Annotated in this window: 24 protein-coding genes; 7 read left to right on the plus strand and 17 right to left on the minus strand. The window is 65.0% G+C overall.

Going from position 1 to position 25,595, the window contains the following annotated elements:
* Positions 1–142 precede the first annotated feature (142 nt).
* Together VB618_RS06400 and VB618_RS06405 are read left to right on the plus strand one after the other, a co-directional pair.
* Positions 143–913 (plus strand): endonuclease III domain-containing protein, encoded by a 771-nt coding sequence (locus VB618_RS06400; protein WP_329795761.1) that lies wholly within the window; start codon positions 143–145, stop codon positions 911–913.
* A gap of 72 nt (positions 914–985) precedes the next feature.
* Positions 986–1,471 carry a BA14K family protein gene (locus VB618_RS06405; protein WP_329795762.1) on the plus strand — a complete coding sequence of 162 codons (486 nt, stop codon included), beginning with the start codon at positions 986–988 and terminating at the stop codon, positions 1,469–1,471.
* A gap of 63 nt (positions 1,472–1,534) precedes the next feature.
* Here the strand turns inward: VB618_RS06405 and VB618_RS06410 are convergent, their stop codons facing one another.
* Both VB618_RS06410 and VB618_RS06415 read right to left on the minus strand, forming a co-directional pair.
* Positions 1,535–1,885, minus strand: a complete 351-nt coding sequence (locus VB618_RS06410) for a RidA family protein (protein ID WP_329795763.1) — start codon at positions 1,883–1,885, stop codon at positions 1,535–1,537.
* Positions 1,886–1,957: 72 nt separating this feature from the next.
* Complete coding sequence (locus tag VB618_RS06415; protein WP_329795764.1) at positions 1,958–2,572, minus strand: pyridoxamine 5'-phosphate oxidase family protein; 615 nt, start codon at positions 2,570–2,572, stop codon at positions 1,958–1,960.
* A gap of 182 nt (positions 2,573–2,754) precedes the next feature.
* Between VB618_RS06415 and VB618_RS06420 the strand changes: the two genes are divergently transcribed.
* Positions 2,755–4,401 (plus strand): adenylate/guanylate cyclase domain-containing protein, encoded by a 1,647-nt coding sequence (locus tag VB618_RS06420; protein ID WP_329795765.1) that lies wholly within the window; start codon positions 2,755–2,757, stop codon positions 4,399–4,401.
* Positions 4,402–4,484: 83 nt separating this feature from the next.
* Here the strand turns inward: VB618_RS06420 and pnp are convergent, their stop codons facing one another.
* Together pnp and rpsO are read right to left on the minus strand one after the other, a co-directional pair.
* Positions 4,485–6,650 carry a polyribonucleotide nucleotidyltransferase gene (gene pnp, locus VB618_RS06425; RefSeq protein WP_329795766.1) on the minus strand — a complete coding sequence of 722 codons (2,166 nt, stop codon included), beginning with the start codon at positions 6,648–6,650 and terminating at the stop codon, positions 4,485–4,487.
* 221 nt (positions 6,651–6,871) lie between these two features.
* Positions 6,872–7,141: a 30S ribosomal protein S15 gene (rpsO, locus tag VB618_RS06430; protein ID WP_036349523.1), complete on the minus strand. Its 270-nt coding sequence runs from the start codon at positions 7,139–7,141 to the stop codon at positions 6,872–6,874.
* A 297-nt stretch (positions 7,142–7,438) separates the two neighbouring features.
* Here rpsO and VB618_RS06435 point away from each other — a divergent pair, with 297 nt between their 5' ends.
* Positions 7,439–7,981 (plus strand): ferritin-like domain-containing protein, encoded by a 543-nt coding sequence (locus VB618_RS06435; protein ID WP_329795767.1) that lies wholly within the window; start codon positions 7,439–7,441, stop codon positions 7,979–7,981.
* A gap of 222 nt (positions 7,982–8,203) precedes the next feature.
* On the opposite strand, the gene truB is transcribed toward VB618_RS06435, so the two are convergent.
* The 6 genes from truB to rimP form a co-directional block, all read right to left on the minus strand.
* Positions 8,204–9,124: a tRNA pseudouridine(55) synthase TruB gene (gene truB / locus VB618_RS06440; RefSeq protein ID WP_329795768.1), complete on the minus strand. Its 921-nt coding sequence runs from the start codon at positions 9,122–9,124 to the stop codon at positions 8,204–8,206.
* Positions 9,121–9,558: a 30S ribosome-binding factor RbfA gene (gene rbfA / locus VB618_RS06445; protein ID WP_329795769.1), complete on the minus strand. Its 438-nt coding sequence runs from the start codon at positions 9,556–9,558 to the stop codon at positions 9,121–9,123. The genes truB and rbfA overlap by 4 nt, the downstream gene beginning before the upstream one ends.
* 102 nt (positions 9,559–9,660) lie before the next feature.
* Entirely contained in the window at positions 9,661–12,543 is a 2,883-nt protein-coding gene (infB, locus tag VB618_RS06450; protein ID WP_329795770.1) for a translation initiation factor IF-2, read from the minus strand.
* Positions 12,540–13,211, minus strand: coding sequence for an RNA-binding protein (locus tag VB618_RS06455; protein ID WP_329795771.1), 672 nt, complete (start codon positions 13,209–13,211; stop codon positions 12,540–12,542). Before VB618_RS06455 ends, infB begins: the two co-directional genes overlap by 4 nt.
* 28 nt (positions 13,212–13,239) lie before the next feature.
* Positions 13,240–14,859: a transcription termination factor NusA gene (gene nusA, locus VB618_RS06460; protein WP_329795772.1), complete on the minus strand. Its 1,620-nt coding sequence runs from the start codon at positions 14,857–14,859 to the stop codon at positions 13,240–13,242.
* A 12-nt stretch (positions 14,860–14,871) separates the two neighbouring features.
* A complete protein-coding gene (gene rimP, locus VB618_RS06465) occupies positions 14,872–15,501 on the minus strand; it encodes a ribosome maturation factor RimP (RefSeq protein ID WP_329795773.1) in 630 nt (209 codons plus the stop codon).
* Between the two features lie 380 nt (positions 15,502–15,881).
* Between rimP and VB618_RS06470 the strand changes: the two genes are divergently transcribed.
* From VB618_RS06470 to VB618_RS06480, 3 genes are read left to right on the plus strand one after another with little or no spacing between them, the layout of a single operon-like run.
* On the plus strand, positions 15,882–16,877 hold the full coding sequence (locus VB618_RS06470; RefSeq protein ID WP_442931698.1) for an efflux RND transporter periplasmic adaptor subunit: 996 nt from the start codon (positions 15,882–15,884) through the stop codon (positions 16,875–16,877).
* 3 nt (positions 16,878–16,880) lie between these two features.
* Positions 16,881–18,128, plus strand: coding sequence for an ABC transporter permease (locus VB618_RS06475; protein ID WP_329795774.1), 1,248 nt, complete (start codon positions 16,881–16,883; stop codon positions 18,126–18,128).
* Entirely contained in the window at positions 18,125–18,826 is a 702-nt protein-coding gene (locus VB618_RS06480) for an ABC transporter ATP-binding protein (protein WP_329795775.1), read from the plus strand. Before VB618_RS06475 ends, VB618_RS06480 begins: the two co-directional genes overlap by 4 nt.
* A gap of 1 nt (position 18,827) precedes the next feature.
* Here VB618_RS06480 and trmB read toward each other — a convergent pair whose 3' ends face one another.
* The 7 genes from trmB to VB618_RS06515 all read right to left on the minus strand — a co-directional run bounded on the left by trmB (position 18,828) and on the right by VB618_RS06515 (position 25,592).
* Positions 18,828–19,511 carry a tRNA (guanine(46)-N(7))-methyltransferase TrmB gene (gene trmB / locus VB618_RS06485; RefSeq protein WP_329795776.1) on the minus strand — a complete coding sequence of 228 codons (684 nt, stop codon included), beginning with the start codon at positions 19,509–19,511 and terminating at the stop codon, positions 18,828–18,830.
* A 111-nt stretch (positions 19,512–19,622) separates the two neighbouring features.
* Positions 19,623–20,801 carry a methionine adenosyltransferase gene (metK, locus tag VB618_RS06490; RefSeq protein ID WP_329795777.1) on the minus strand — a complete coding sequence of 393 codons (1,179 nt, stop codon included), beginning with the start codon at positions 20,799–20,801 and terminating at the stop codon, positions 19,623–19,625.
* Positions 20,802–20,907: 106 nt separating this feature from the next.
* Complete coding sequence (locus VB618_RS06495) at positions 20,908–21,321, minus strand: helix-turn-helix domain-containing protein (protein ID WP_329795778.1); 414 nt, start codon at positions 21,319–21,321, stop codon at positions 20,908–20,910.
* A 50-nt stretch (positions 21,322–21,371) separates the two neighbouring features.
* The gene (gene lnt / locus VB618_RS06500) at positions 21,372–22,970 is read right to left on the minus strand and encodes an apolipoprotein N-acyltransferase (protein ID WP_329795779.1); all 1,599 of its coding nucleotides are present in this window, start codon (positions 22,968–22,970) and stop codon (positions 21,372–21,374) included.
* Entirely contained in the window at positions 22,967–24,001 is a 1,035-nt protein-coding gene (locus VB618_RS06505; RefSeq protein ID WP_329795780.1) for a hemolysin family protein, read from the minus strand. The genes lnt and VB618_RS06505 overlap by 4 nt, the downstream gene beginning before the upstream one ends.
* 20 nt (positions 24,002–24,021) lie before the next feature.
* A complete protein-coding gene (gene ybeY / locus VB618_RS06510) occupies positions 24,022–24,480 on the minus strand; it encodes an rRNA maturation RNase YbeY (RefSeq protein ID WP_329796147.1) in 459 nt (152 codons plus the stop codon).
* Positions 24,481–24,494: 14 nt separating this feature from the next.
* A complete protein-coding gene (locus tag VB618_RS06515; protein WP_329795781.1) occupies positions 24,495–25,592 on the minus strand; it encodes a PhoH family protein in 1,098 nt (365 codons plus the stop codon).
* Between the last annotated feature and the right edge of the window lie 3 nt (positions 25,593–25,595).

The raw sequence follows: 25,595 nt of genomic DNA on the forward strand, positions 1-25,595 counted from the left end.
CACTCTCCTGTGTCATGGCCGGGCTTGTCCCGGCCATCTCGATTATGAGAAGCGCTGCGCCTCACTGGTCGAGATCACCGGCACAAGGCCGGTGATGACAAAGTGCGTGGAACCACGCCGCCGATTCGCGACTTGCCTCGGGATGAATCCGGACCTGCAGGATCTCAAAGCGAAGGCGCTCGTCATCCATGAGCGTCTGTGCGCGGTCTATGGCTGTCCGATCCCTTACTTTCATTCCCTCGATCCGATAAGCGAGCTGATCTCCTCGCTCCTGTCCCACCGCACCCGCAATGCGGATTCGGGACGCGCCTTCAAGGCGCTGCGCGCGCGCTATGCCGATTGGCGCGCGATGATGAACGCGCCCACGGACGAGGTCGAGCAGGCGATCCAGGGCGTGACATGGCCGGAGCAGAAGGCGCCGCGCCTGCAGGCGGTGCTGCACGCCATCGAGGAGCGGCACGGCAGCCTGTCGCTCGATTTTCTTGAAAGCATGCCGGTCGAGGAGGCGCGGGCCTGGCTTGAGAGCATTCCGGGCATTGGCCCGAAGACGAGTGCGGCGGTGCTCTCCTTCTCGGTGCTGCGCAAGGCAGCCCTTCCCGTGGACAGCCACCATCATCGCGTTGCCCAGCGGACGGGTCTTATCCCGCTCTCGACTGCGGTCGGGCCGTCCCATGCGGCGCTTGCTGCTCTGTTGCCGGAGGATTGGGATGCGCAAGCCATCTACGACAACCACGAGGTCATGATGCTGCACGGCCAGCGCTGCTGCTTCTTCACGAATCCGGCCTGTCACCGCTGTGCCGTGCTGGACCTCTGCCCGGTCGGGCAGGGGAGGGTCGAGGGAAGGCGGGCTTCATCGGTCAGATCCGAAGCTCTATCCGACGATCGTCATTCCTCACGTTCCCGCGAGAGATAACCCGTAATTCCCCGGAAACGGAACGACATCGGCTTTCCTGCGTTCGCCTTCCGACATTGGAGGAGTAATCCCATGCGTAAATTCTTCATGGCTGTGGCTGCCACGGCCGCTCTCGGCGCCGTCGGCCTTGCCCCGGCGTCTGCCGCCGAGACGCAGACCGCGCCTGTCAACGAACTCGTCGCCGCCATTCAGAACGGCAACGTGAACAGCGACTACTCACAGTATGGGGAACGCCGCGTCTATCGCGGCAGCCCCCGTGTGGTGGAGCGCCGTGTCTATCGTGGCGGTCCGCGCTACGGGGAACGCCGCTATTATGGGGATCGTCGCTATTACGGTGACCGCGGCTACTATCGCCGCGACTACGGCTCGGCTGCAGCCGCGGGCGCCATCGGTCTGGCCACCGGTGCCATCATCGGCGGTGCGATCGCTCAGTCGCAGGCTCAGGCCGCTCCGGTCTATGGCGGCAACGCGGCGTACTGCGCCCAGCGGTTCAAGTCCTACGATCCGGGTTCGGGCACCTATCTCGGCTACGATGGCATGCGCCATCCCTGCCCGTAAGCGCGGCGTAGCGGATATATGAGAAGCGGACCGAAAGGCCCGCTTCTTTTTTGTTCGCCGAACTTACTTCGCCGCGATGACGGCGATCTCGACCTTGAAGGCGGGGGTTGCGAGCTTCGCCTCGACGGTCGCGCGGGCAGGCGTATTGCCGGGAGACACCCAGGCATCCCACACGGCATTCATCTCCTGGAACGTGCCCATGTCGGTGATCCAGATATTGGCCATCAGGATCTTCGACTTGTCGGTGCCGGCCTCAGCCAGCAGGCTGTCGATGATGGACAGGATTTCCTTGGTCTGCTCGGTGACGCTCTGGCCGGCACTCTGGTTGGCCACCTGGCCTGCGAGATAGACGGTGTTGCCGTGAACGACGGCGCCGCTCATACGCGGGCCGGGCTTGATGCGCTGGATCGTCATGGATTGTCCTTGAGCTTCACTGGTGAAAAACGAAAGAGCCTTTTCGGGGGCAGGGGGTTTTAGGTCAAGTCATCAATAGAGCGTGGTGCGTTGCCGCTCGGGCAGAGCTTTGTCATAGGCCTCGCCGCCCGCCTCGTTGTTGGTGAGCGCCGCCAGCATCTGGCCTGCGCTCGGCAGGCTCTCCCGCGGCACGTGGCGGGCCGGGTTCCACAGCTCCGAACGCAGGATCGCCCGGGCGCATTGGAAGAACACCGTCTCGATAGTGATCACCACCACCGATTTCGGCTCCTTGCCGTCGACGGAAAAGCTCTCCAGCAAGTCCGTCTCGACGGAAATCACTGCGCGCCCGTTCACCCTTAAGGTCTCGCCGATGCCGGGGATCAGGAAGAGCAGGGCGACGCTCGGGTCGCGCACGATGTTTTTAAGCGAATCGATCCGGTTGTTGCCGCGCCGGTCGGGCAGGAGCAGGGTCTTGTCGTCCAGGACCCGCACGAAGCCTGGCCCATCCCCGCGCGGCGAGCAGTCGAGACCCTCCGGCCCGCGTGTGGCGAGCGCCGCGAAGGGCGAGGCCTCGATCAAGGCGCGGTATTCCGGCACGATGCGGTCGGCCTCTTTCAGGAGCGAGGCCTTGTTGACCTCGCCGTAGAGGGCTTCGAGTTCGGAGAGGCTGGTGATGGTGTGGGACATGATTCGGGTTCTGCCTGTGCGGCGCCAGGAATATACGGTTCGCCGCCCCGGTCCAGCGACTGTGATTTGACATTGGCGCGTGCGGCTGCACCTGCATAGGCCAGGCAAGCCACTGATGCAGGATCGGGACCGGTCATCCGCCCATGAAGCAAACCGAGACAAGATCTGCAGCCGAGGGAGCATTGCCCAGGCCCCAACTTCCCTGGCGGGAGATCCGCCTCGCCTCGGGCCTCGTGCTCGCGGCCTTCCTCCTCACCCATTTCAGCAACCATGCCCTGGGGCTCGTCTCCATCGAGGCGATGGAGGCCGGGCGCGCTTGGTTCAACCGCCTGTGGCGCAATCCTATTGGGACAATCCTCCTCTACGGCTCCCTTCTCCTGCACTTCCTGCTTGCCCTACAGGCGCTCTACCGCCGCCGGACCCTGCGCATGCCCGTCCGCGAGGCGTCGCAGCTGGCCTTGGGCCTGAGCCTGCCATTCCTCCTGATCGGGCATGTGATGGGGACCCGGGTCGAATGGGCCGTGACGGGACAGGATTCGGGCTACCCGGAGGTGGTCCGCAATCTCTGGCTGCTGAATCCTGATTTCGGCGTCCGTCAGGCGGCGGTTCTGGTCATCGCGTGGCTGCATGGATGCCTCGGGATCTATTTCTGGCTGCGCCCGAAGCCCTGGTTTCCCGCTTGGGCGCTGCTGCTCTACACGGGGGCCATTCTCATCCCCATTCTGGCCCTGCTCGGCTTTGCAGGAGCCGGTCGGGAGATTGCGGAAGCGCCGGAGCGGTTTCCCATCCCGGCGCCGCCCGAGTCCGACCTCCTGCCCCTGATCAGCCCCGGCCTCTATGCCTTTTTCGGCGGGCTTCTGGCGGCAACGATCGCCGGCCGCATCATTCGCAGCGCCAATCTGTGGTCACGGCGGGTCCAGATCCGCTATCCCAACGATCAGGTCGCCACCGTTCCGCATGGTTTCAGCGTGCTGGAGGCCAGCCGCACGGCCGGGATCCCGCACATCTCCGTCTGCGGCGGCCGGGGTCGCTGCTCCACGTGCCGGGTGCGGGTGATCGACGGCCTGGAGAACCAGCCGCCGCCTGCCGCCCAGGAGCGCGGCACGCTCGCGCGCATCAAGGCCGGGCCCAATGTGAGGCTCGCCTGCCAGTTCCGGCCGACGCATCACGTCACCGTGGTGCCGATCCTGTCCACGGGCCGCAACGGCGTGACGGCTCTGGTGCATGCCGGCCGAGCCCAGGGGCAGGAGCGGGAGGTGGCGGTGCTGTTCTGCGACCTGCGCGGCTTCACGGGCCTCACCGAGACGCGCCTGCCCTTCGACACGGTGTTCATCCTCAACCGTTATTTCGAGGTGGTGGGCGAGGCCGTTGAGGATGCGGGCGGCTATATCGACAAGTTCATCGGCGACGGGGTCCTGGCCCTCTTCGGCCTGCGCACGACCCCGCAAGAGGGGGCCCGTCAGGCGCTCGACGCGGCGCTCAGGATCAAGGCGGGGCTCGCCCGCCTCAACGAGGATTATGCCAGCGAGTTCGAGCATCCCTTACGCATCGCCATGAGCCTTCATGCGGGCCCGGCCATCGTCGGCCAGATGGGCTACGGCCAGGCGACGAGCCTCACGGCCGTGGGCGACACCATCAATGCGGCGAGCCGCCTGGAGGGTCTCGCCAAGGAGCTCGACGTGGAATTGGTGATCTCCGAAGACCTCGCCACCCGCGCCGGCCTCGACCTCTCCAATCGCAACCACCAGATCGTCTCCATCCGCGGCCGCGCAGCGCCGTTAGGGAGCTGGATCATTCCGGAGGTCGGGAGCTTGATGAGTTCGTCATAAGAGGGTCGCCTGCGGGGGCCGAGGCAAAGAAAAAGGCGCGGCCGAAGCCGCGCCTTTTCTGTTCTTAGTCAGGCTTAATGCAATTACTCCCCAGCAGCCTTCTGCTGGGCGCGCTCGGCGTCGCGCTCGGCCTTGAGCTGCTCGGTGATGTCCTCGCCGGTCTCCTGGTTGACCACCTTCATGGAGAGACGGACCTTGCCGCGCTCGTCCATGCCGAGGAACTTCACCTTCACCTTGTCGCCTTCCTTGACCACGTCCGTGACCTTGCCGACGCGGTTCTTGGCCAGCTCCGAGATGTGGACGAGGCCGTCGCGGGAACCGAAGAAGTTCACGAAGGCGCCGAACTCCATCACCTTCACGACCGTGCCCTCGTAGATCACGTTGATCTCGGGCTCGGCCACGATGGAGCGGATCCAGTTATAGGCAGCCTTGATCGACTTGCCGTCGGCGGACGCGATCTTGATCAGGCCGTCGTCGTTGATATCGATCTTCGCGCCGGTCTTCTCCACGATCTCGCGGATGACCTTGCCGCCCGAACCGATGACTTCGCGGATCTTGTCGACCGGGATCTGCATGGTCTCGATGCGCGGGGCATGTTCGCCGAGCTCGGCGCGCGGGGCAGTGAGCGCCTTGTTCATCTCGGCGAGGATGTGCGTGCGGCCGGCCTGAGCCTGGTCCAGCGCCACGCGCATGATCTCTTCCGTGATGCCGGCGATCTTGATGTCCATCTGGAGCGAGGTGATGCCCTGCTCCGTGCCGGCCACCTTGAAGTCCATGTCGCCGAGGTGATCCTCGTCGCCGAGGATGTCGGACAGGACCGCGAAGCGCTCACCCTCGAGGATGAGGCCCATGGCGATGCCCGCCACCGGACGGCGCAGCGGCACGCCCGCATCCATCAGGGCGAGCGAGGCGCCGCAGACGGAGGCCATTGACGAGGAGCCGTTCGACTCGGTGATCTCCGACACGACGCGGATCGTGTAGGGGAAGTCGTGAGCCGCCGGCAGCATCGGGTGGATGGCGCGCCAGGCGAGCTTGCCGTGGCCGATTTCGCGGCGGCCGGGCGAGCCCATGCGGCCCGTCTCACCGACGGAATAGGGCGGGAAGTTGTAGTGCAGCAGGAAGGTCTCCTTGCGGGTGCCTTCAAGCTGGTCGATGAACTGCTCGTCCTCGCCGGTGCCGAGCGTCGCAACCACGAGGGCCTGCGTCTCGCCGCGGGTGAACACGGCCGAGCCGTGGGTGCGCGGCAGAACGCCGACTTCGGAGACGATCTGGCGAACGGTCTTGAGATCGCGGCCGTCGATGCGCGAGCCGGTGTCGAGGATGTTCCAGCGCACGACCTTGGCCTGCACTTCCTTGAAGGCAGCCTTGACCTTCTCGGGCTCGAACTTGGGCTCGCCGTCGGCGGGAAGCAGCTCGGCCATCACCTTCGCCTTCACGGCGTCGACGGCAGCGTAGCGGTCCTGCTTCTTGGTGATCTTGTAGGCTTCGCGCAGGTCGGTCTCGGCAATGGCGAGAACGGCCTTCTCGACCTCAGACGTATCGGCGGGCTGGTAGTCGCGCGGCTCCTTGGCAGCCTTCTCGGCGAGGCGGATGATGGCCTCGATCACCGGCTGGAAGTGCTTGTGGCCGAACATCACGGCGCCGAGCATCACGTCCTCGGGCAGTTCCTTGGCCTCGGACTCGACCATGAGCACGGCGTCGGCGGTGCCTGCGACCACGAGGTCAAGCGAGGTCTGGTCCATCTCCTGCAGCGGCGGGTTCAGCTTGTACTGGCCGCCGATATAGCCGACGCGGGCAGCACCCACGGGACCCATGAAGGGAACGCCGGAGAGGGTCAGGGCCGCAGAGGCGGCAACGAGGCCCACGATGTCGGGATCGTTCTCAAGGTCGTGCGAGAGCACGGTCACGACAACCTGCGTGTCGTTCTTGTAGCCCTCGACGAAGAGGGGGCGGATCGGGCGGTCGATGAGGCGGGAGACCAGGGTCTCCTTCTCGGTCGGACGGCCTTCGCGCTTGAAGTAGCCGCCCGGAATACGACCGGCGGCATAGGTGCGCTCCTGGTAGTTCACCGTGAGCGGGAAGAAATCGAAACCGGGCTTCGGCTCCTTGGCCGAGACGACGGTGGCGAGAACGGTGGTCTCACCGTAGGTGGCGACGACGGCGCCGTCGGCCTGGCGGGCCATCTTGCCCGTTTCGAGCACGAGCTTGCGGCCGGCCCAGATCAGTTCTTCGCGTTGTGTATCGAACATGTTTGGCGTCTTTCATGACAGCAGGAGCGGGGGGCTCGATGCCATGAGCAAGACGGCAAGGGACTCCGGGAACGGCGCTGGCCGCTCTTAATCAAGTCCCTTGCGATCCTGCCATGGTCATCGCGTCAACCGCCTCCTCAGAGGACACCGGGACCTCGTGGTCTTAACCGGTGTAGAAGCCGTCCGGAGCCGGGCTCCGGACGGAAGTCTTCATTCGAAGCTTAGCGGCGGATGCCGAGCTTCTCGATCAGCGTGCGGTAGCGGCTCTCGTCCTTCTTCTTCAGGTAGTCGAGAAGCGAACGGCGCGACGACACCATCTTCAGGAGGCCACGACGGGAGTGGTTGTCCTTGTTGTGGCTCTTGAAGTGACCGGTCAGGTTGTTGATCCGCTCGGTCAGAATGGCCACCTGCACCTCGGGGGAGCCGGTATCGCCAGCCTTCTGGGCGAATTCCTTTACAAGCGCGTTCTTGCGCTCAGCCGTAATCGACATCGTGTGTCCTTTCAGGTTGGTTTTGTCAGGAGACCTTGGCCTTCAGGCTTCGGGTCCGGGGCATCCGGAAGGGCCGGGCCGGGATGTCGTCCAGCGCGGTCCGAACACGGACGCGTCTTTCAGGGCTTAAAGCCTCAGAAAAGATGGCGCACCATACACGAAATGCGCGCGAGTGCCAGAGGAATCATTTTTCCCAAGCGGAGCAATAGGATGCGCCGATTTGGCCATTCCTGGCGGAACAAGTTTTCCAGGTCACGGTTGGTGAACCAGAGACCCCCAAGATAGGAAACCGACATCATGACTGCCACCACAGGCATGGCCGACCTTACGTCCTCGGAAGACATCCGCAACATCTTCATCACCGGCCTCGAAAACGCCCACGCCCTCGAGAAGCAGGCCATCCAGCTCATGGAGCGCCAGGTCGAGCGGTTCGAGAACTATCCGGAGATGTCCGATCTCCTGCGCCGCCACATCACCGAAACGGAAGGCCAGATCCGCCGCCTCGACGAGATGCTGCACTCCTTCGGTGCTGACCGCTCGATCCTGAAGGACATGGCTACTCAGTTCATGGCCAACCTGGCGGCCGCCGGCCACATGCCGATGGCCGACGAGGTTCTGAAGAACACCTTCGCCAACCACGCCTTCGAGAACTTCGAGATCGCGTCCTACAAGTCCCTGATCGTGATGGCCGAAGCCTCCGGGAACCAGAAGTTCATCCCGGGCCTCCAGGAGACGCTGCGCGAAGAGGAGAAGACCGCTCAGGCGGTTTACGACATGATCGAGCCGATCACCCAGAAGTTCCTGACGCGCTCGGCGCAGGGCCTGAAGGCCGACCGGTAAGCTGAGAACTTTCCTTCGACGTCATGGCCGGGCTTGTCCCGGCCATTATCGTGTTTGGAACGCTCCTCACTGTCATTCCGGGGCCGCGTAGCGGAGCCCGGAATCCATAAACTCGACGTTTCAAGAAAGGGTTAGCAGCGCTCCGCCTCTTCTTGCAATGCTAGCGGTTATGGATTCCGGGCTCGCCTTCGGCGCCCCGGAATGACAGTGGGTGGGCTTCTTCTAAGCGCCCAGGTTGAACACCCGGTGCGGCACCAGCTCGCCGCGCTCCACATCGCCCACGGCGATGAGCACGCCGTTGCAGGTGGCGTAGACCTTCCCCGATAGAGGCGCCTCGCGCCCGCGCAGGATGATGGACTGGCCACGCATGAGCCGGCCTGCCATGTCGCGGCTCACGGCAATCGACGGGACCTCGTTGAGAGCGGTCTCCACCGGGCGCAAGGCCGCCGGATCGGTGGCGACATCGTCGACGGTGACGGCGTCGTGCTCCGTGAAGGGGCCGACCCGCGTGCGCCGGAGCGCCGCGATATGGCCGAGGCAGCCGAGCGTCCGGCCGAGGTCGCGGGCAATCGCCCGGACATAGGTGCCCTTGCCGCAATCGGCCTCGATCACCGAGCGGTTGCCATCATGATGGATGAGGGCCAGACGATCGATCTCGACCGTGCGCGGCTGAAGCTCCACCACCTCGCCGTCGCGGGCGAGATCATAGGCGCGCTCACCCGCAATCTTGATGGCCGAAAAGCGCGGCGGCACCTGCTGCACGGAGCCGGTGAAGCGGGGCAGGAGCGCCTCGATGTCGGACGGATCGGGCAGCTTGTCGCTGCGCTCGACGATCTCGCCCTCGGTGTCATCCGTGTTCGTCTCCGCGCCCCAGGCCACGGTGAACACGTAGGATTTGCGCCCGTCCATGACGAAGGGCACAGTTTTGGTCGCCTCGCCCAAGGCGATCGGCAGGATGCCGGAGGCGAGCGGATCGAGGGTGCCGGCGTGCCCGGCCTTCTTGGCCGAGAGGCTGCGCTTGACCACCGCGACCGCATGGGTCGAAGTCATGCCCACGCCCTTGTCGAGGATGATCCATCCGTTGACGTCACGCTTCTTCGGTCGGTCCCCGTGAGGCCTCCGCTGCGGGCGTTCTTCGGTCATGAATTCTGCTCGTCGTTCTCGTCATCGGACACGGCCGGGCCGGGCCTGCCCGTATCGCGGGCCACCCGCTCGGTGCGCAGCAGCGCATCGATGCGGGCTGCCTCGTCGAAGCTCTCGTCCCGGAGAAAGCGCAGGTCGGGGGCGAACTTCAGGTTCACCCGGCGGGCGACCTCCTGGCGCAGGATCTTCTTGTTCTTGTCCAGCGCCTTGATCACCGCCGCCTCGTCGCGGCCGCCGAGCGGCATGACATAGGCCGTGGCGAGCTTGAGGTCCGGCGACATGCGCACCTCGGGGATGGTGATGACGTTCCTCGTCAGCACGTCGTCCTGCAGGTCGCCGCGGGAGAGGACATCAGCCAGGGCATGGCGAATAAGCTCGGCCACACGCTGCTGGCGCTGGGTGGGTCCAGTGGTTTGTTCGTAACGTTTGGCCATTTTTATATCTCCGGGGTTGGACCGGATGGTTCAAAAGGGATCATGGCCGGGAATGACCCGGCCATGACTGATGTTCCAGACAGTGAAAAGATCAGAAGCGGCTTAGAGCGAACGCTTCACCTCTTCCACGCGGTAGCACTCGATCTGGTCGCCGACGCGCATGTCCTGATAGCTCTCGAAGGACATACCGCATTCCTGACCCGAGGTGACCTCGCGGGCGTCGTCCTTGAAGCGCTTGAGCTGCGAGAGCCTGCCTTCGTGGATGACCACGTTGTCGCGGATCAGGCGGACATGGGCGCCGCGCTGGACCACGCCGTCGAGGACGCGGCAGCCGGCGATCTTGCCGACCTTCGACACGTTGAACACCTCGAGGATCTGCGCCTCGCCGAGCCGCTCCTCGCGGAGCGTCGGAGCGAGCAGACCGGACATCGCCGCCTTCACGTCATCCACGAGGTCGTAGATGATGTTGTAGTAGCGGATCTCGATGCCGGCACGCTCGGCCGCCTCGCGCGCTTCCTTGTGGGCACGCACGTTGAAGGCGAGGACGATGGCGTTAGAGGCTTCGGCCAGAGTGACGTCCGATTCCGAGATGCCGCCGACACCGGCCTGGATGATCCGGGCGGCAACTTCCTCGTTGCCGACCTTCTCGAGAGCGCCGACGATGGCTTCCGCCGAGCCCTGCACGTCGGCTCTGACCACAAGCGGGAATTCCTTGCGGCCCGCTCCGGCCTTGAGGTCCTGCATCATGTCGGCGAGCGTGCGCCCGGCCGAACCCATGCGGGCCGCCTGACGCTCCCGCTTCTGACGGGTGCGGTACTCGGTGACCTCGCGGGCGCGGGCCTCGGACTCGACCACCGCAACGCGGTCGCCGGCCTCAGGGGTGCCGTTGAAGCCCAGAACCTCGACCGGGACGGAGGGACCGGCCTCCTTCACGTTGGCGCCGAGATCGTTGATCAGGGCACGCACGCGGCCCCATTCGGCGCCGGCCACGACGATGTCGCCGGTGCGAAGCGTCCCGCGCTGCACGAGAACGGTCGCCACGGGACCACGTCCGCGATCAAGCTTCGCCTCGATGACGGTGCCTTCCGCCGAGCGCCCGGTATTGGCCTTGAGCTCGAGGATTTCGGCCTGCAGCTGGAGACCTTCGAGAAGGGTCTCAAGACCGTCGCGGGTCTTGGCCGACACCTCGAACTCAAGGGTCTCGCCGCCCATCGACTCGACGACGATGGAGTGCTGCAGAAGCTCGGTGCGCACCCGCTGCGGGTTGGCGTCGGGCTTGTCGATCTTGTTGATCGCCACGATCAGCGGCACGCCGGCCGCCTGCGCGTGGTTGATCGCCTCGACGGTCTGCGGCATGACGCCGTCATCGGCCGCCACCACCAGCACGACGATGTCCGTCACCTTGGCGCCGCGGGCGCGCATGGCCGTGAAGGCCGCGTGGCCGGGCGTGTCGATGAAGGTGATCTTGCCACCGAGCGGCGAGGTCACCTGATAGGCGCCGATATGCTGGGTGATGCCGCCGGCTTCGCCGGACACCACGTTGGTCTTGCGGATCGCGTCGAGCAGCGAGGTCTTGCCGTGGTCGACGTGGCCCATGATGGTCACGACCGGCGGACGGGTGATGAGGTTCTCGTCCACGTCGGGCGTGTCGAACAGGCCTTCCTCGACGTCCGATTCCGCGACGCGCTTGACCGTATGGCCGAGCTCTTCCGCAATCAGCTGGGCTGAATCGGAGTCGATCACATCCGTGATCTTGTGCATCTGGCCTTGCTTCATCAGCATCTTGATCACATCCACGGCGCGTTCCGACATGCGGTTCGCCAGTTCCTGGATGGTGATCGTCTCGGGAATGATCACCTCGCGGGCGATCTTTTCCTTCTGCTCCACCTGACGGTGGCCCATGAGACGCTGGTTGCGGCGACGGAAGGCGGCGAGCGAGCGGGTGCGCTCGTCCTCGCCCGAGGTCGCATTGGCGAGTGTCAGGCGACCGCGGCGCTTCTCCTCGCCGGGAGCCGTCTTGGGCGTCTTCGGCAGGGCCGTGGGCTTCACGGGAACGCCGGGACGACGGATGGTGCGTGCACCCTCCTCGTCATCCACCACGGCGGCGCGGGCGGCAACGGGGGGAGCCGTGCGGACATTCGGCTTTGCCGTGTCCGGATCGGGCGCAACCGGCGCGGCCGGGCGTGCCATATGGTTCAGGCTCTGCGGACGGCCGCCCATGGTGCCGCCACTGCTGCGCGGGCCACCGAAACCACCCGGACGGGGACCATCCTGGCGCGGGCCGGAGGGACGCGGGCCGTCGAACCGGCCGGCGGGACGGGGTCCATCCTGGCGAGGCCGGTCGGAACGCGGAGCATCGGAGCGCGGGGCAGGTCCACGCCCGGCCGGAGCCGGTGCGGACGCCTGACGCGGGGCCTCTTCGCCGAGACGGCGGCGGGCTTCGTCCTCGGCGCGGCGCTTGCGCTCCTCGTCCTGGCGGCGGCGCTCGTCTTCCTCGCGCTTGCGGGCTTCGGCGGCTTCGCGCTCCTGAGCCTCGGCGATCTCGCGCTCGGAGCGGCGGGCTGATTCCTCGGCCTGTCTCTTGCGGTCTTCCTCGTCACGGCGGCGCGAATCGACGAGCGCATTCATGCGCGCATCGCGCTCCTGCTCGGAGAGCGTCTGCAGCACCATGCCGCCGGACCGGGGAGTATTGGGGGTGGAGCGTTGCGGGCGGCCACCCTGGGCAGGTGCTGCCGGCTTGGGAGCCGGAGCCGCAGGCTTGGGCGCAGCCGCGGGGGCCGCTGCCTGTTGCGGCGCGGGTCTGTCTTCCTTGCCCCCGGTGGGGCCAACGGCAGGGCGACGCTTCACCGTCTCGACCACAACCGACTTGGATCGGCCATGGGAGAAGCTTTGGCGCACCACGCCCTGTTCGACGGGGCGCTTCAGAGAAAGCGTCTTGGACGACACATGAAGAGTCTTGTCGCCCTGGTTTTTCGTATCGGTCATTCCGCCTCAGTTCCTGCGGGTTTCATAGTCGTGGGTTCGCCGGTCTCGTTTCCGAGGCCAGTTTGATCGGCGTCGGTGCCGCGAAAGATGCGGTAACGATGCCATCGGTTCAGAAAGCCGTCGCTCCCAGCGCCCGCGACGAGGGCAGCATGTATCACATTTGACCGGCCTAATGCCAAATCCAATTCGTCATTCGACAATTCTTGGATGACCGGAAAGCTAGATATTGCCTCGCCGAAGCGTTTTCGCAACTGGTTTGCTAATTTTCTTCGCCCATCTTCGGCCGCTTCTGCGGCATGAATAAGGGCAACGATGGGCTTATCCGTGATGGTCGCCTCGACCTTATGGAAGCCGGTGATCACCGATCCGGCCTTGTTGGCGAGAGCCAAGCCCTGACGCAGATCGTCCCGGAGAAGACGCTCGATGTCCTGGACAAGGGTCTCCGGAACCTTGGCCTCGGCCTTGAAGGCGCGGGCGAAGAGGCGACGTTTGGCCGCCTCTTCCACCATGTCGGAACGAGCCGTCACCCAGACGCCGCGGCCCGGCAGCTTGTGCCGGAGATCGGGCACGACCTGCTGGTCGGGCCCAAGGACAAAGCGGATCAGCCCCGCGGGGCCTTGAGCCTCGCGGGTGACGATGCAGGTGCGCTCCGGTTCATGCCGCGGCACGAATGCTGACCTCGCTTTGCCATTGCCGTTAGGATGGCTGAGCTTCGGTCTCGGCCTCTTCGGCCGATTCCTCGGTCTCAACAATCTCTTCCGGCTTCTCGATCCAACCCGCCTTCACGCGGGCGGCCATGATCATGTTCTCGGCGTCCGCACGGGACACGTCGAAGCCGTCGAGGGCGCCCGCATGGCGGGTGGCCTCGGGGCCGCGGCCTTCCGTCCACCCGACGAGATCGTCGGTGGCGCAGCCGGCCAGGTCTTCGACATTTTTCACGTCGTTCTCGCCCAGAGCCACCATCATGGCGCTCGTGACACCGTCGATCTCCTTCAAGTCGTCGGAGACGCCCAGTTCCTGACGGCGGGCGTCATTATCGGCTTCGATGCGGGCGAGATATTCCTGCGCACGGTTCTGGATCTCGGCGGCCGTGTCCTCGTCGAAGCCCTCGATGGCGGCCACTTCACCGGCATCCACATAGGCGATTTCCTCGACGGAGCGGAAGCCTTCCGAGGCCAGGAGCTGGCCCACGACTTCGTCCACGTCGAGCGCATTCATGAAGAGATCGGTGCGCTCGGCGAATTCCTTCTGGCGGCGCTCGGATTCCTCGGCCTCGGTCAGGATGTCGATGTCCCAGCCGGTGAGCTGCGAGGCCAGGCGCACATTCTGGCCGCGGCGGCCGATGGCGAGCGAGAGCTGGTCGTCGGGCACCACCACCTCGATGCGGTCGGCTTCCTCGTCGAGCACCACCTTGACCACTTCGGCCGGCTGGAGCGCGTTGACGATGAAGGTCGCCTGGTCGGGGGACCACGGGATGATGTCGATCTTCTCGCCCTGGAGCTCGCCCACCACCGCCTGGACGCGGGAGCCGCGCATGCCGACGCAGGCGCCGACCGGGTCGATGGAGGAATCGCGCGAGATCACGGCGATCTTGGCACGTGACCCCGGATCGCGTGCGACGGCCTGGATCGTCACGATACCGTCATAGATCTCCGGCACTTCCGAGGAGAAGAGCTTCGCCATGAATTGCGGATGGGTGCGCGACAGGAAGATCTGCGGCCCACGGGCCTCACGGCGCACGTCGAAGACATAAGCGCGGATGCGGTCGCCCGGACGGAAGGTCTCGCGGGGGATCAACTCGTCGCGGCGGATGATCGCCTCGCCGCGGCCGAGGTCGACGATCACGTTGCCGTACTCGACGCGCTTGACCGCGCCGTTGACGATCTCGCCGATCCGGTCCTTGTATTCCTGGTATTGGCGGTCGCGCTCGGCGTCGCGCACCTTCTGGACGATCACCTGCTTGGCCGATTGGGCGGCGATGCGGCCGAAATCGAACGGCGGCAGGGTGTCGGCGATCACGTCGCCCACTTGGGCCGCCGGATTGTGGCGGGTGCGGGCCTCGGCCAGCGTGATCTCGCGGGAATCGTTATCTACCGCACCGTCCTCGACCACCAGCAGGTGCCGGGCCAAGCGCAGCTCGCCGGTCTTCGAATTGATCTCGGCATGGATATCGGTCTCGGCGCCGTAGCGGGACCGGGCCGCCTTGGCGATGGCATCCGCCATGGCGTCAAGGACGATCTGCTTGTCGATCACCTTCTCGCGGGCGACCGCATCGGCGATCTGCAAGAGTTCAAGCCTGTTGGCACTGATAGCCATCGAGGTCGCTCCTTAGTTCGGTTTCGTCTGATCGGATGGGTCCTGCGCCTCATCGGGCGCATCCACCACATCCGTGTCTTCATCAAGGTCGTCCGTGGTCGGCGCCGTTCCCCGGCGCAGCGATTCACGGATGAGGTCATCGGTCAGAACGAGGTGAGCCTCGCCCAGATCCGTCAGAGGCAGGCGCGCGATGGGGTCGAGGCCCTCCTTCACGTCCGGCAACTCGACAACGAGCATCCCGTTCTCGACGCCCCGGAGAAAACCCCGGAAACGCTTGCGGCCTTCCAGGGGCACAGCCATCTCGATCTTGGCATCGTAGCCGGTCCAGCGTTCGAAATCGCTGACCCGCACGAGCGGCCGGTCGATCCCCGGAGAGGAGATCTCAAGGTAATATGCGGTGTCGATGGGATCCTCGAGGTCGAGCACCGGCGAAATCGCCCGGCTCACGGTCTCGCAATCGCTCACCGCCATGCTGCCGTCCGGCCTCTCGGCCATGATCTGCACGGTGCATCCGTTCGTGGGGGTGACCCGCACACGCACGAGGTTGAAGCCCAGATCTTCGATCACAGGCTCGACGATGGTCGCCACTCGGGCGGCTACGCCGTTCTCGGTAATCAGCCGCTTGTCGCGTTCGTTCGTCATGGCTCTCCGCACGCTCCGGCGTTCAAGCAATAAAAAAGAGCGGACCCGGCGGGGCCCACTCTTGACCAGCAGCTTGACGCTGCAACCAGAGCTGACGGCGGACTTATAGCGATTCAAGCCCAAAAAAGCAAGGGTCCTGCACCAAGCCTGCCCGGCTTGCCCTGACGCTACGTTCAGTTGCCTCCGGAAGACACCTCCGGAAAGTTCCTCAATCGCCGCTACGCTTCGATTGTGATAGACGGACCTGTCGTATGACGCACCGGGCGGAAAAGTGGATCCGGTTTTCCGCGCTTAACGATGCGCTCATCCAACAGGGAGCATCGGACGAGCCCCAAAAGCGCAAGTCCACTTCTGGGTCCGGTTGCTCTAGGAGCCGTGTCGTGAAGCTGTCCCGCTTCCTTATTCTTCTTGTTGTGCTGCTGGCAACCGCCGCGGCCTTATGGCAGTTCAGCCGGCCGCCGGAGGTCGCTCCCGTATCCCCTACGCGAGGCGAAGCCGCCGAAATCGTCTATGCGACGGGTATCGTCGAGCCCCGCACCTGGGCCAAGGTGACGCCGCTGCTGCGGGAGCGGATCGTCGAGCTGTGCAATTGCGAGGGCGAGGCGGTGGAACGCGGGGCTGTGCTCGCCCGCCTCGACAACCGGCAGCCCGAGGCAACGCTCGCGGAATTGCGGGCGCGGCAGAAATTCACTGCATCGGATTATGATCGGGTTGCAGCCCTGGTCGAGCGCCGCGTTGCCAGTGACCAAGCTCTCGACCGGGCCAGAAGCGAACGCGGCCAGATCGAGGCCCTCATTGCAGGCCAGGAGACGCGGCTCGAATCCTACATCCTGCGGGCGCCGGTGAGCGGTGTCGTCTTGCGCCAGGACGGGGAGGTCGGAGAGGTGGCCGAGCCTGGGACCGTCCTGTTCTGGGTGGGTGAGCCCAAGCCCCTGCAGGTGGAGGCCGAGGTGAATGAGGAGGACATCCCCCGCGTCACCGTCGGGCAGCGCGCCGTCCTCAAGGCCGATGCCTTTCCGGATCAGGTGCTGGAGGCCAAGGTCGATTCGATCACCCCGAAGGGCGATCCGGTGGCCAAGACCTACCGGATTCACCTGGCTCTGCCGGAGGACACCCCACTGAGGATCGGCATGACCGTGGAGGTGAACGTGATCGCCCGCGTCTCGTCCGAGGCTCTCCTCGTGCCCACCAACGCCCTTCGGGGCGCAAGCCTCTTCGTTGTGGAGGGCGGCGCGGCCCGGAGGCGGGATGTGAGAGTGGGCATCCGCGGGGCGGGTCAGACGCAGGTTCTGGAGGGGTTGAGCGAGACCGACCGGATCATCGCTCCCTTCCCGGACGATCTCGCCGACGGCACGAAGGTTTCCGAGAAGAGGTGAGACATGCGCCTCATTCTTGAACTCGCCTTGACCCACATCGCCGGACGCGGCCGCCAGACCATTGTGGCGATTCTCGGCGTGGCGCTCGGGGTCGGCTTTTCGATTGCCATGGCGGCCCTGATGCAGGGCACCGAGAAGGACTTCATCGCCCAGCTCGTTGATACCATGCCGCATGTGCAGATCACCGACGAACGCCGCACGGCCCGGAGCCAGCCGGCCGAGGATCTGTTCGCCGCCGCCCAGTTCGAGGCCCTGCGGCCGAAGGAGGATCGCCGCGGCATCCTCAACCCGGCGGCCGCCACCGCATCCCTACGATCCTGGATACCCGGCCGCATGGCCCAGAGCCTGCGCACACAGGGCGTGATCCGTTATGCGGGCCGCGATGTGGGTGTCGCAATCATTGGGATCGAGCCGGAGATCGAGGCCCGGGTCTCGTCGGTGGCGGGCGATTTCGTGCAGGGTAGCTTCGATTCCCTGCGGGCCGGGGGCAACAACATCGTGGTCGGCGACAGCCTCGCGCGCCGGATCGGCGCCTCGACGGGCACCACGATCCAGGTCGTCGCACCCACCGGACAATCCCGCGGCTTTCGCATCGCCGGGCAGTTCCACACCGGCAACGTCGCCCGCGACGAGGGCGAGGCTTATGTGCTCCTGAAAAGCGCGCAGATCCTCTCTGAGCGGCCGAACGCCATCAACGACATCCGCCTGCGCCTCGACAATCCGGAGGCGGCACCGCGGGTCGCCCGGCAGGCGGAGGCCGAGCTTGGCTACAAGGCCGTGCCCTGGCAGGAGGCGAATGAATCGCTCCTCGAAGCGCTCGTGGTGCGCAACGTGGTCATGTACACGGTGGTGGGCGCGATCCTGCTCGTGGCGGGCTTCGGCATCTTCAACATCATCTCCACCATCACCCACGAGAAGGCGCGCGATATCGCCATCCTGAAGTCGCTGGGCTTCACTCAAGGAAACATGCGCCGGCTGTTCCTGATCGAGGGGCTGGCTTTAGGTCTCGCCGGCTCTCTGGTCGGCTGGCTCATCGGCTTTCTCCTGTGCTTTGCCCTGTCTCAGGTGGAGTTCAGGCTCTCGGGCGCCGGGGTCGGCCGCGAGATGACGCGGCTGCCGCTGTTCTGGAGCCCCTGGCACTACGCCATCGCATCCGCCTTCGCGCTGATCTCGTCCGGCGTGGCCGGCTATCTCCCGGCCCGGCAGGCGGCGCGGCTCAATCCGGTCGACATCATCCGGGGGGCGACATGAGCCTGCTCATCGAGGCCGAACATCTCACCCGCATCCTGCCCGCCATCGTGCCGGTGAGTCTCGTGCGGGACGTGTCGCTCACCGTAAGCGAGCAGGAATTCATCGCCATCACCGGCCCGTCCGGGTCGGGCAAGTCGTCGCTTCTCTATCTCCTCGGCCTCCTCGACCGCCCGACGAGTGGAACCTTGAGGGTTGCCGGACAGGATACATCGTCCCTGGACGATGACGCGCTGGCCCGCCTGCGGCTCGAGATGCTGGGCTTCGTGTTCCAGTTCCACTTCCTGCTGCCGGAATTCTCGGTTCTGGAGAACGTGAAGCTGCCCATGCGCAAGGCGGGTCGTCTGTCCTCGACCGCAATGCGCGAGCGCGCCGCGAGCCTGCTGGAGGAGCTCGGCCTTGCGGGTCATCTCGACAAGCGCCCTGACCAACTTTCCGGTGGCCAGCGTCAGCGCGTCGCCGTTGCCCGCGCGTTGGCGAACGATCCCCATGTGGTGCTCGCCGATGAGCCGACCGGCAGCCTCGACAGCAAGAGCTCGGAACAGGTTTTTCAGATTCTGCAGGATCTGGTGAAGAAGCGGGGCAAGACAGTGATTGCCGTCACGCACGACATGGACATCGCAGCGCGGGTCGACCGGCGCATTCATCTTGTCGATGGCGCGGTGGTGAGCGACGAGCGCGTCGCCCAAGCAGCGGTCTAACTCAGACCCGTTTGAGGGTCAGGTAGCTCGGCACGCGGCCTTCGCGGATCGCCTTGGCCTCGTAGCGTGTGCCCGGCCAGCCCTCATAGGGCTTGCGCCAATCGTCGGCGCGAGTGGCTGTCCAGCGGAAGGCCTGAGAGCGCAAGGCGCGGGCGAGCACCCAGCCGATGTAATCGTCGATGTCGCTGGCAAAGCACAACTCGGCGCCCGGCTTCATGACCCGCGCGAGCATCTCCAGATTCTCGTCGGAGACGAGACGGCGCTTGCGCTGCCGGCGCTTGGGCCAAGGGTCGGGATAGAGGATGTAAACCCGATCGAAGGAGGCGTCGGGCAGGGTTGGCAGCAGGTCGGTGACATCGTCATCCCAGACCCGGATGTTGTCGAGCTTCTCCTGCTCGATCACAGCCAAAAGCTTGGCCATGCCATTCACGAAGGGCTCGCAGCCGACGATGTTGACGTCGCGATGGGCGCGGGCTTGGGCGGCGAGATGCTCGCCACCACCGAAGCCGATCTCAAGCCAGGTTTCCCGCGCCTGAGGGTTCGGGAACCGACTGGGAATGTCGCTGCCCGGAACCACACGGATCGCAGGCAGCAGATTCTGGACGAGCTCGTCCTGTCCGGCGCGAAGCTTCTTGCCCTTCCGGCGCCCGAAGAAGGCGCCGGCGCGTTCCGAGGCTTCGTTCATGGGACAAATGCTCCTGAAGAATGCATTTAGAGCCGGTCCTCCTCGCGGGGAACCGGCTCTGTGTGATGAGTCTCAGTGGGGCCGGATGCATTCGGCCGGCCGGAATAGCTCTTAGCGGAAGGTCGCCTTGAGGCTGTCGGCGAGGTCCGTGCGCTCCCAGGAGAAGCCTCCGTCCGCATCCGGCTTGCGGCCGAAATGGCCATAGGCCGAGGTGCGGGCATAGATCGGGCGGTTGAGGCCGAGATGCGTGCGGATACCGCGGGGCGAGAGGTCCATGGCGTCCATGAGCACAGCCTCGAGCTTGCCCTCGTCCACTGTGCCGGTGTCGTGCAGGTCCACGTAGATCGACAGGGGCTTGGCCACGCCGATGGCATAGGAGAGCTGCAGGGTGCAGCGGTCGGCGAGGCCGGCCGCCACCACGTTCTTGGCGAGATAGCGCGCGGCGTAGGCGGCCGAGCGGTCCACCTTGGTCGGGTCCTTGCCGGAGAAGGCGCCGCCGCCGTGGGGAGCGGCACCGCCATAGGTGTCGACGATGATCTTGCGGCCCGTGAGGCCGCAATCGCCGTCTGGGCCGCCGATCACGAACTTGCCGGTGGGGTTCACGTGCCAGATGGTGTCGGGCGAGATCCAGCCCTCGGGCAGTGTCTGGCGGATATGCGGCTCGACGATCCTGCGCACGTCCTCGGAGGTGAGGCTCTCGTCCAAATGCTGGGTCGAGAGAACGATCTGGGTGGCCGAGACGGGCTTGCCATTCTCGTAGCGCACCGTGACCTGGCTCTTGGCATCGGGGCCGAGCTTTGCCGCATCGCCAGCCTTTGCTTTCCGAGCAGCAGTCAGGTTCTCGAGAATCTTGTGGGCGTAGTAGATCGGCGCCGGCATCAGCTCGGGCGTCTCGTTGCAGGCATAGCCGAACATGATGCCCTGGTCGCCCGCGCCTTCGTCCTTGTTGCCGGAGGCATCGACGCCCTGGGCAATGTGAGCCGATTGGGCGTGCAGGTAAACGTCGATCTCGGCGTTCTTCCAGTGGAAGCCGTCCTGCTCGTATCCGATGTCCTTGATGGCACCACGGGCGAGCTGGATCACCTTGTCCTTGGTAATGGAGGCAGGGCCGCGCACCTCGCCGGCAATGACGACGCGGTTGGTGGTGGCAAGAGTCTCGCAGGCCACGCGGGCCTCGGGCTCGGCGGCCAGATAGGCATCGACGACGGCATCGGAGATCCGGTCGCAGACCTTGTCCGGATGCCCCTCGGACACCGATTCGCTTGTGAAAAGATAGCTCGAACGCCGCACGACGGAATTCCTTCAGGCAGTGGGAAAGCAGGGCCTGCGGATCCTCCGCAGGTCTGAAACCATGCTCATGCCGCAGGCTTAATGAAAGGTCAAGCGAACGTGTTCGTTATGACGAACGCTCCGCTTCGTCCTGAGCGGCCAGCGAGGCGACGAGCTGGACGATGCTTTTGCGGATCCTGGGGTTCTTGATGCCGGTGAAATGCCGCACAAGCTGTAAGCCTTCCGGCGTCGACATCATATCGGCCACATAGGCGGGTGCACCGCTTTCTGCAAAGCCTGGTCCAGTCTTCCCTCCTTCGAGGCCATTGAAGAAGAACTCGATGTCGACTCCTAGGATCTTGGCAATATCGACGAGACGTGCCGCGCTGACCCGGTTCATGCCTTTTTCGTATTTCTGAACCTGCTGAAAGGTCAGGCCCAGCATATCGCCGAGTTTCTCTTGGCTCATGCCGATTGAGACGCGGCGCATACGAACCCTGCTGCCGATTTCAGTATCGATAAAACCGGTCGACTTCTTCATAAGGCCCCACTTCCTTACCGGATTCAATGTAACGCAAGGTCATGGTTTACTTAAGGAAAAGTTGAATGTTGCCCACGACGTACAACCAAGAGCATTAAGCAGATTACAAGCGTAACCGTCAAAGAGAACTTGCCCCATTTGCTGTAAACAGTGGTAGGTTCCGCAACTGGAAGAGTTGAGTCTATGCTACTTTCAACTCCCAGTGGAAGTTTATCCACTATTCGTCCAAAAGGATCGATAATTGCGGAGATCCCTGTATTGGCGGCTCGCACCAACGGCAGACCTTCCTCAACAGAACGCAGCCGCGCTTGTGCGAAATGTTGATAGGGGCCAGGGGTCTGGCCGAACCAGGCGTCGTTAGTCACATTCAGGATGAGGTTGGGACGAGGGCCGTCGCCCAGGATCTCTCCCGGAAAGATCGCCTCGTAGCAGATCGTCGCAGCAACCGGCGGCAGGCCGGGAATGGCGAGCGTCATGCGCCTCTCGGCAGGCTCGAAACCACCCGGAATATGCACGAACTGGCGCAGGCCCACCGCACGGATCACAGCATCGAGAAACCGGGGGACGTATTCGCCGAAGGGCACCAGATGCACCTTGTCGTAGGAGCCGAGGATCGTGCCCTGATCGTCAATGACTTGGATAGCGTTGTAGAACTTGCCGACCGCCTCGCCGGGCAGCGGCTCGTCCATGCGGGCCGCCCCCGTGATCAGGACAGAGCCAGGCTCCAGGAGAGCGGCAATCTGTGCAAGCGATCCCGCATCCCGATGGAGCAGGAACGGAAAGGCCGATTCCGGCCAGATGATGTGCGTTGGTGCAGCCCCGTTCTGACTTGGTCTTGCGCTCAAGGACAGGTAGTGCCGCATGATAGCATCGCGGTTGCGCAGGTTGAACTTGGCATCCTGAGGCAAGTTGGGCTGCATGATGCGCAGGCGCACCTCAGGAACGCTGGCGGATGCCTCAGCCGGCACGCGCCAGAAGCCGAAGGCTGTCATGCCAAGAAGCATCAGCGCCGCCAGGGCTGGCGCCGTCCAGCGGGCACGGGCTGTGCGACCGGTCATCAGGACGGCCGGAGCCGCGCCGATGCAGAGGCTCAAGAACGTCAGGCCGTAGAGGCCAACCAGGGAGACGGACTGCATCAGCCAGAGGCTCTGGCCGAGCGCCATGCCGGGGCTGTTCCAGGGAAAGCCGGTGAAGAGATGCCCGCGCAGCCACTCGGCCACGGTGAGGCCGAACGCGAAGGCAAGGATGCGCCGGGCATCGGGCAGCCAGAGCAGGCGGGCGAGCGCGAAGCCGAAGGCCGGGAAGAAGGCGAGGAGCGCCGGCAGGCCCAGGACTCCGAGGGGCATGGCCCAGGCGAACTGGTCCGCCTCTACGAGAAAGGCGGCGCCGAGCCACCAGAGTCCGGCGACGAAATAGCCAAAGCCCCAGACCCAGCCCAGCAGCGCCGCGGCCTTGACGGGAGCCCAGCTGGACGTACCCTCCTTCATGATCCCGTCGAGGAGCCAGATCGCAGGGACAAGGCACAGGACAAGCGCCGGCAGGAATCCGAAGGGCGGCATGGCGAGGGCGCCCATAGCCCCGGCCGCGAAGGCCGCAAGCCACCGGCGCCACCCCCTCAGGAGGATGGCGCGCTTTGCCAAAAGCCTCATTCGGCGGCAGCGCTTTCAGGGCGCGGGGCGACCGGTTGGCCTTCCGTGATTTCCACTTCCGTGGAAGCCAATGTGCGGCGAAGGATGCGAAGCCGCTTCACGCGCCGGGGATCGGCGTCCAGAACCTCGAATTCGAGGCCGGCTGGACCCACGATGACCTCGCTGCGGGACGGCACGCGGCCGGCGAGCGTCACGATGAAGCCGCCGATCGTGTCGATGTCCTCGGCACCCTCCTCCTCGGTAAGATCGACGCCGAGCGTCTCCTTGACTTCGTCGAGGCTCGCGCGGGCATCGGCGATGTAGGTGCCGTCGGCCGCCTCGATGATGGTCAGCGTGGCATCTTCGTCGTGCTCGTCCTCGATGTCGCCCACCACCATCTCGACGAGATCCTCGATGGACACGAGGCCGTCGGTGCCGCCGTATTCGTCGATCACGAGGGCCATGTGGGTGCGCGTCGCCTGCATCCGCACCAGAAGGTCGATCGCCGGCATGGAGCGCGGCACGAACAGGACCGGGCGCAGGATGTTGGCCGACGCCAGCGTCATCGACAGGTCGATCAGGCCGAGGCTCGGCGGGGGCGTCTCGTCGCCGGCACCTGCTTCCGAGGCGCCGCCATCGGCCCGCATGGCGATGAAATCCAGGAAGTCCCGGATGTGGACCATGCCCTTGGGATCGTCCAGGGTCTCGCCATAGACCGGCAGGCGGGAATGGCCAGCGGTGCGGAAGAGATTCAGGAGCTCGCCGAGATTGGTCTCGGCCGCCACCGCCACGATGTCGGCGCGGGGCACCATCACGTCCTCCACCCGGATGCGGTGGAAGGAGAGCACGTTCTTGAGCATCGCCCGCTCCTGGGGCGAGAAGTCCGTGTCCTCGACGGTTTCCGCGAGAGCATCCTCAAGATCGTGACGGATGGATTCGCGGGATTTCAGGCCCAGCCGGGTCAGAACCCGGTCGTACCAGTGGTCGCGTGTGTCGTCTGTCTCGGGGAGGGTTCGGACAGGGCGTTCGCTACGACTTCGATCTTCGTTCATTGCCGTGGGTTGTCAGCGCTTCAAGCTGCCATATCGCGATAGGGATTGGCGATGCCAAGGGTGGCGAGCGCCTTGACTTCGAGACCTTCCATGATGTCCGCCTCCGCCTCGACCTCGTGGTCGTAGCCGAGAAGATGCAGAACTCCATGAACGATCAAATGGGCGAAATGATGCGCAAGCTCCTTGGATTCTTCCTCGGATTCACCCACCAGGGTTTCGTACGCTAGAGCAATATCGCCCAAATGGCGAGGGCCATCCAAGCCCGGCTGCTCCGGCGCCGGGAAGGACAGCACGTTGGTGGGCTTGTCCTTGTTCCGCCAGGTGCGGTTCAATTCCCGGATCTGGGCGTCGTCGGTGAGCATGACGCTCGCCTCGAACTCCTCGTTTGCCTCATAGGTGACGGCAAGCGCCGCTTCAGCGGCCTTCTGGGCCAGGGCCTCCGCGCCTTCGAGGCGGCCCCAGTCACCCGCCTCGATCATGATGTCGAGGGTGATCACGGCCTGCGGTCCCGGTAATCCTGGCGCGGCGGCTCCGGCGGTGCTTCGCGGGCGGCTTTGTCATAGGCCGTGACGATGCGGCGCACGAGGTCGTGGCGCACCACATCCGCTTCCTTGAAGGTCACCCTGGTGATGCCTTCCACTCCATCCAGGATGCGCACGGCCTCGACGAGGCCCGACTTCTGGCCGGGAGGCAGGTCGATCTGCGACGGGTCTCCGGTGATGATCATGCGCGAGCCCTCGCCGAGGCGGGTCAGGAACATCTTCATCTGCATCGTGGTGGTATTCTGAGCCTCGTCGAGCAGCACTAGAGCGTTGGTGAGCGTACGACCGCGCATGAAGGCGAGCGGCGCAATTTCGATCATGCCGGTCTGCAGGCCGCGATCCACATGGCGCGCCTCCATGAAGTCGTAGAGCGCGTCATAGATCGGGCGAAGATAGGGGTCGACCTTCTCGCGCATATCGCCGGGCAGGAAGCCGAGGCGCTCGCCCGCTTCCACGGCCGGGCGGGAGATGATCAACCGGTCGACCTGTCCCGCTTCAAGCAGGGAGACCGCGTAGCCCACGGCAAGCCATGTCTTGCCGGTGCCGGCGGGGCCTTCGGCGAAGACGAGCTCGTTGGTCTTGAGCGCCTTGATATAGGTGTTCTGCGCGGCGTTGCGGGCGCGCACCGCCCCACGCCGGCGCGTGGAGATCTGGTCGAAGGCGGTCAGTCCCGCAGCCGGCTGTTCCTCGGCCGCCGGAAAGAGGCTGCCCTGGAGGGTGCTCTCCTGGATAGCGCCATCCACATCGCCGGTCCCGAGCGCTCCACCCTGGCGGGCACGCTCATAAAGCCCTTCCAGAACGCGTCGCGCCATCTCGGAAGCCTCCGGCGTACCCTTCACGGTGACCCGATTGCCGTTGGCGATGGCGGTCACGTCGAGACGGCGCTCGAGATGGGCGAGGTTCTGGTCGTATTGTCCGAAAACGAGGCTGGCAAGGCGGTTGTCCTCGAAGGTGAGGATGATCTCGGCCTCTTCGACGACGCCGGGATGCAAGCCGCCGGGATTACGTCCCTTTTGTGCACGTGCGGTCGCGTTGTCCGCTGGGCTCAAATG

The organism is Microvirga sp. CF3062, from assembly GCF_036314045.1.
Lineage (GTDB): Bacteria > Pseudomonadota > Alphaproteobacteria > Rhizobiales > Beijerinckiaceae > Microvirga.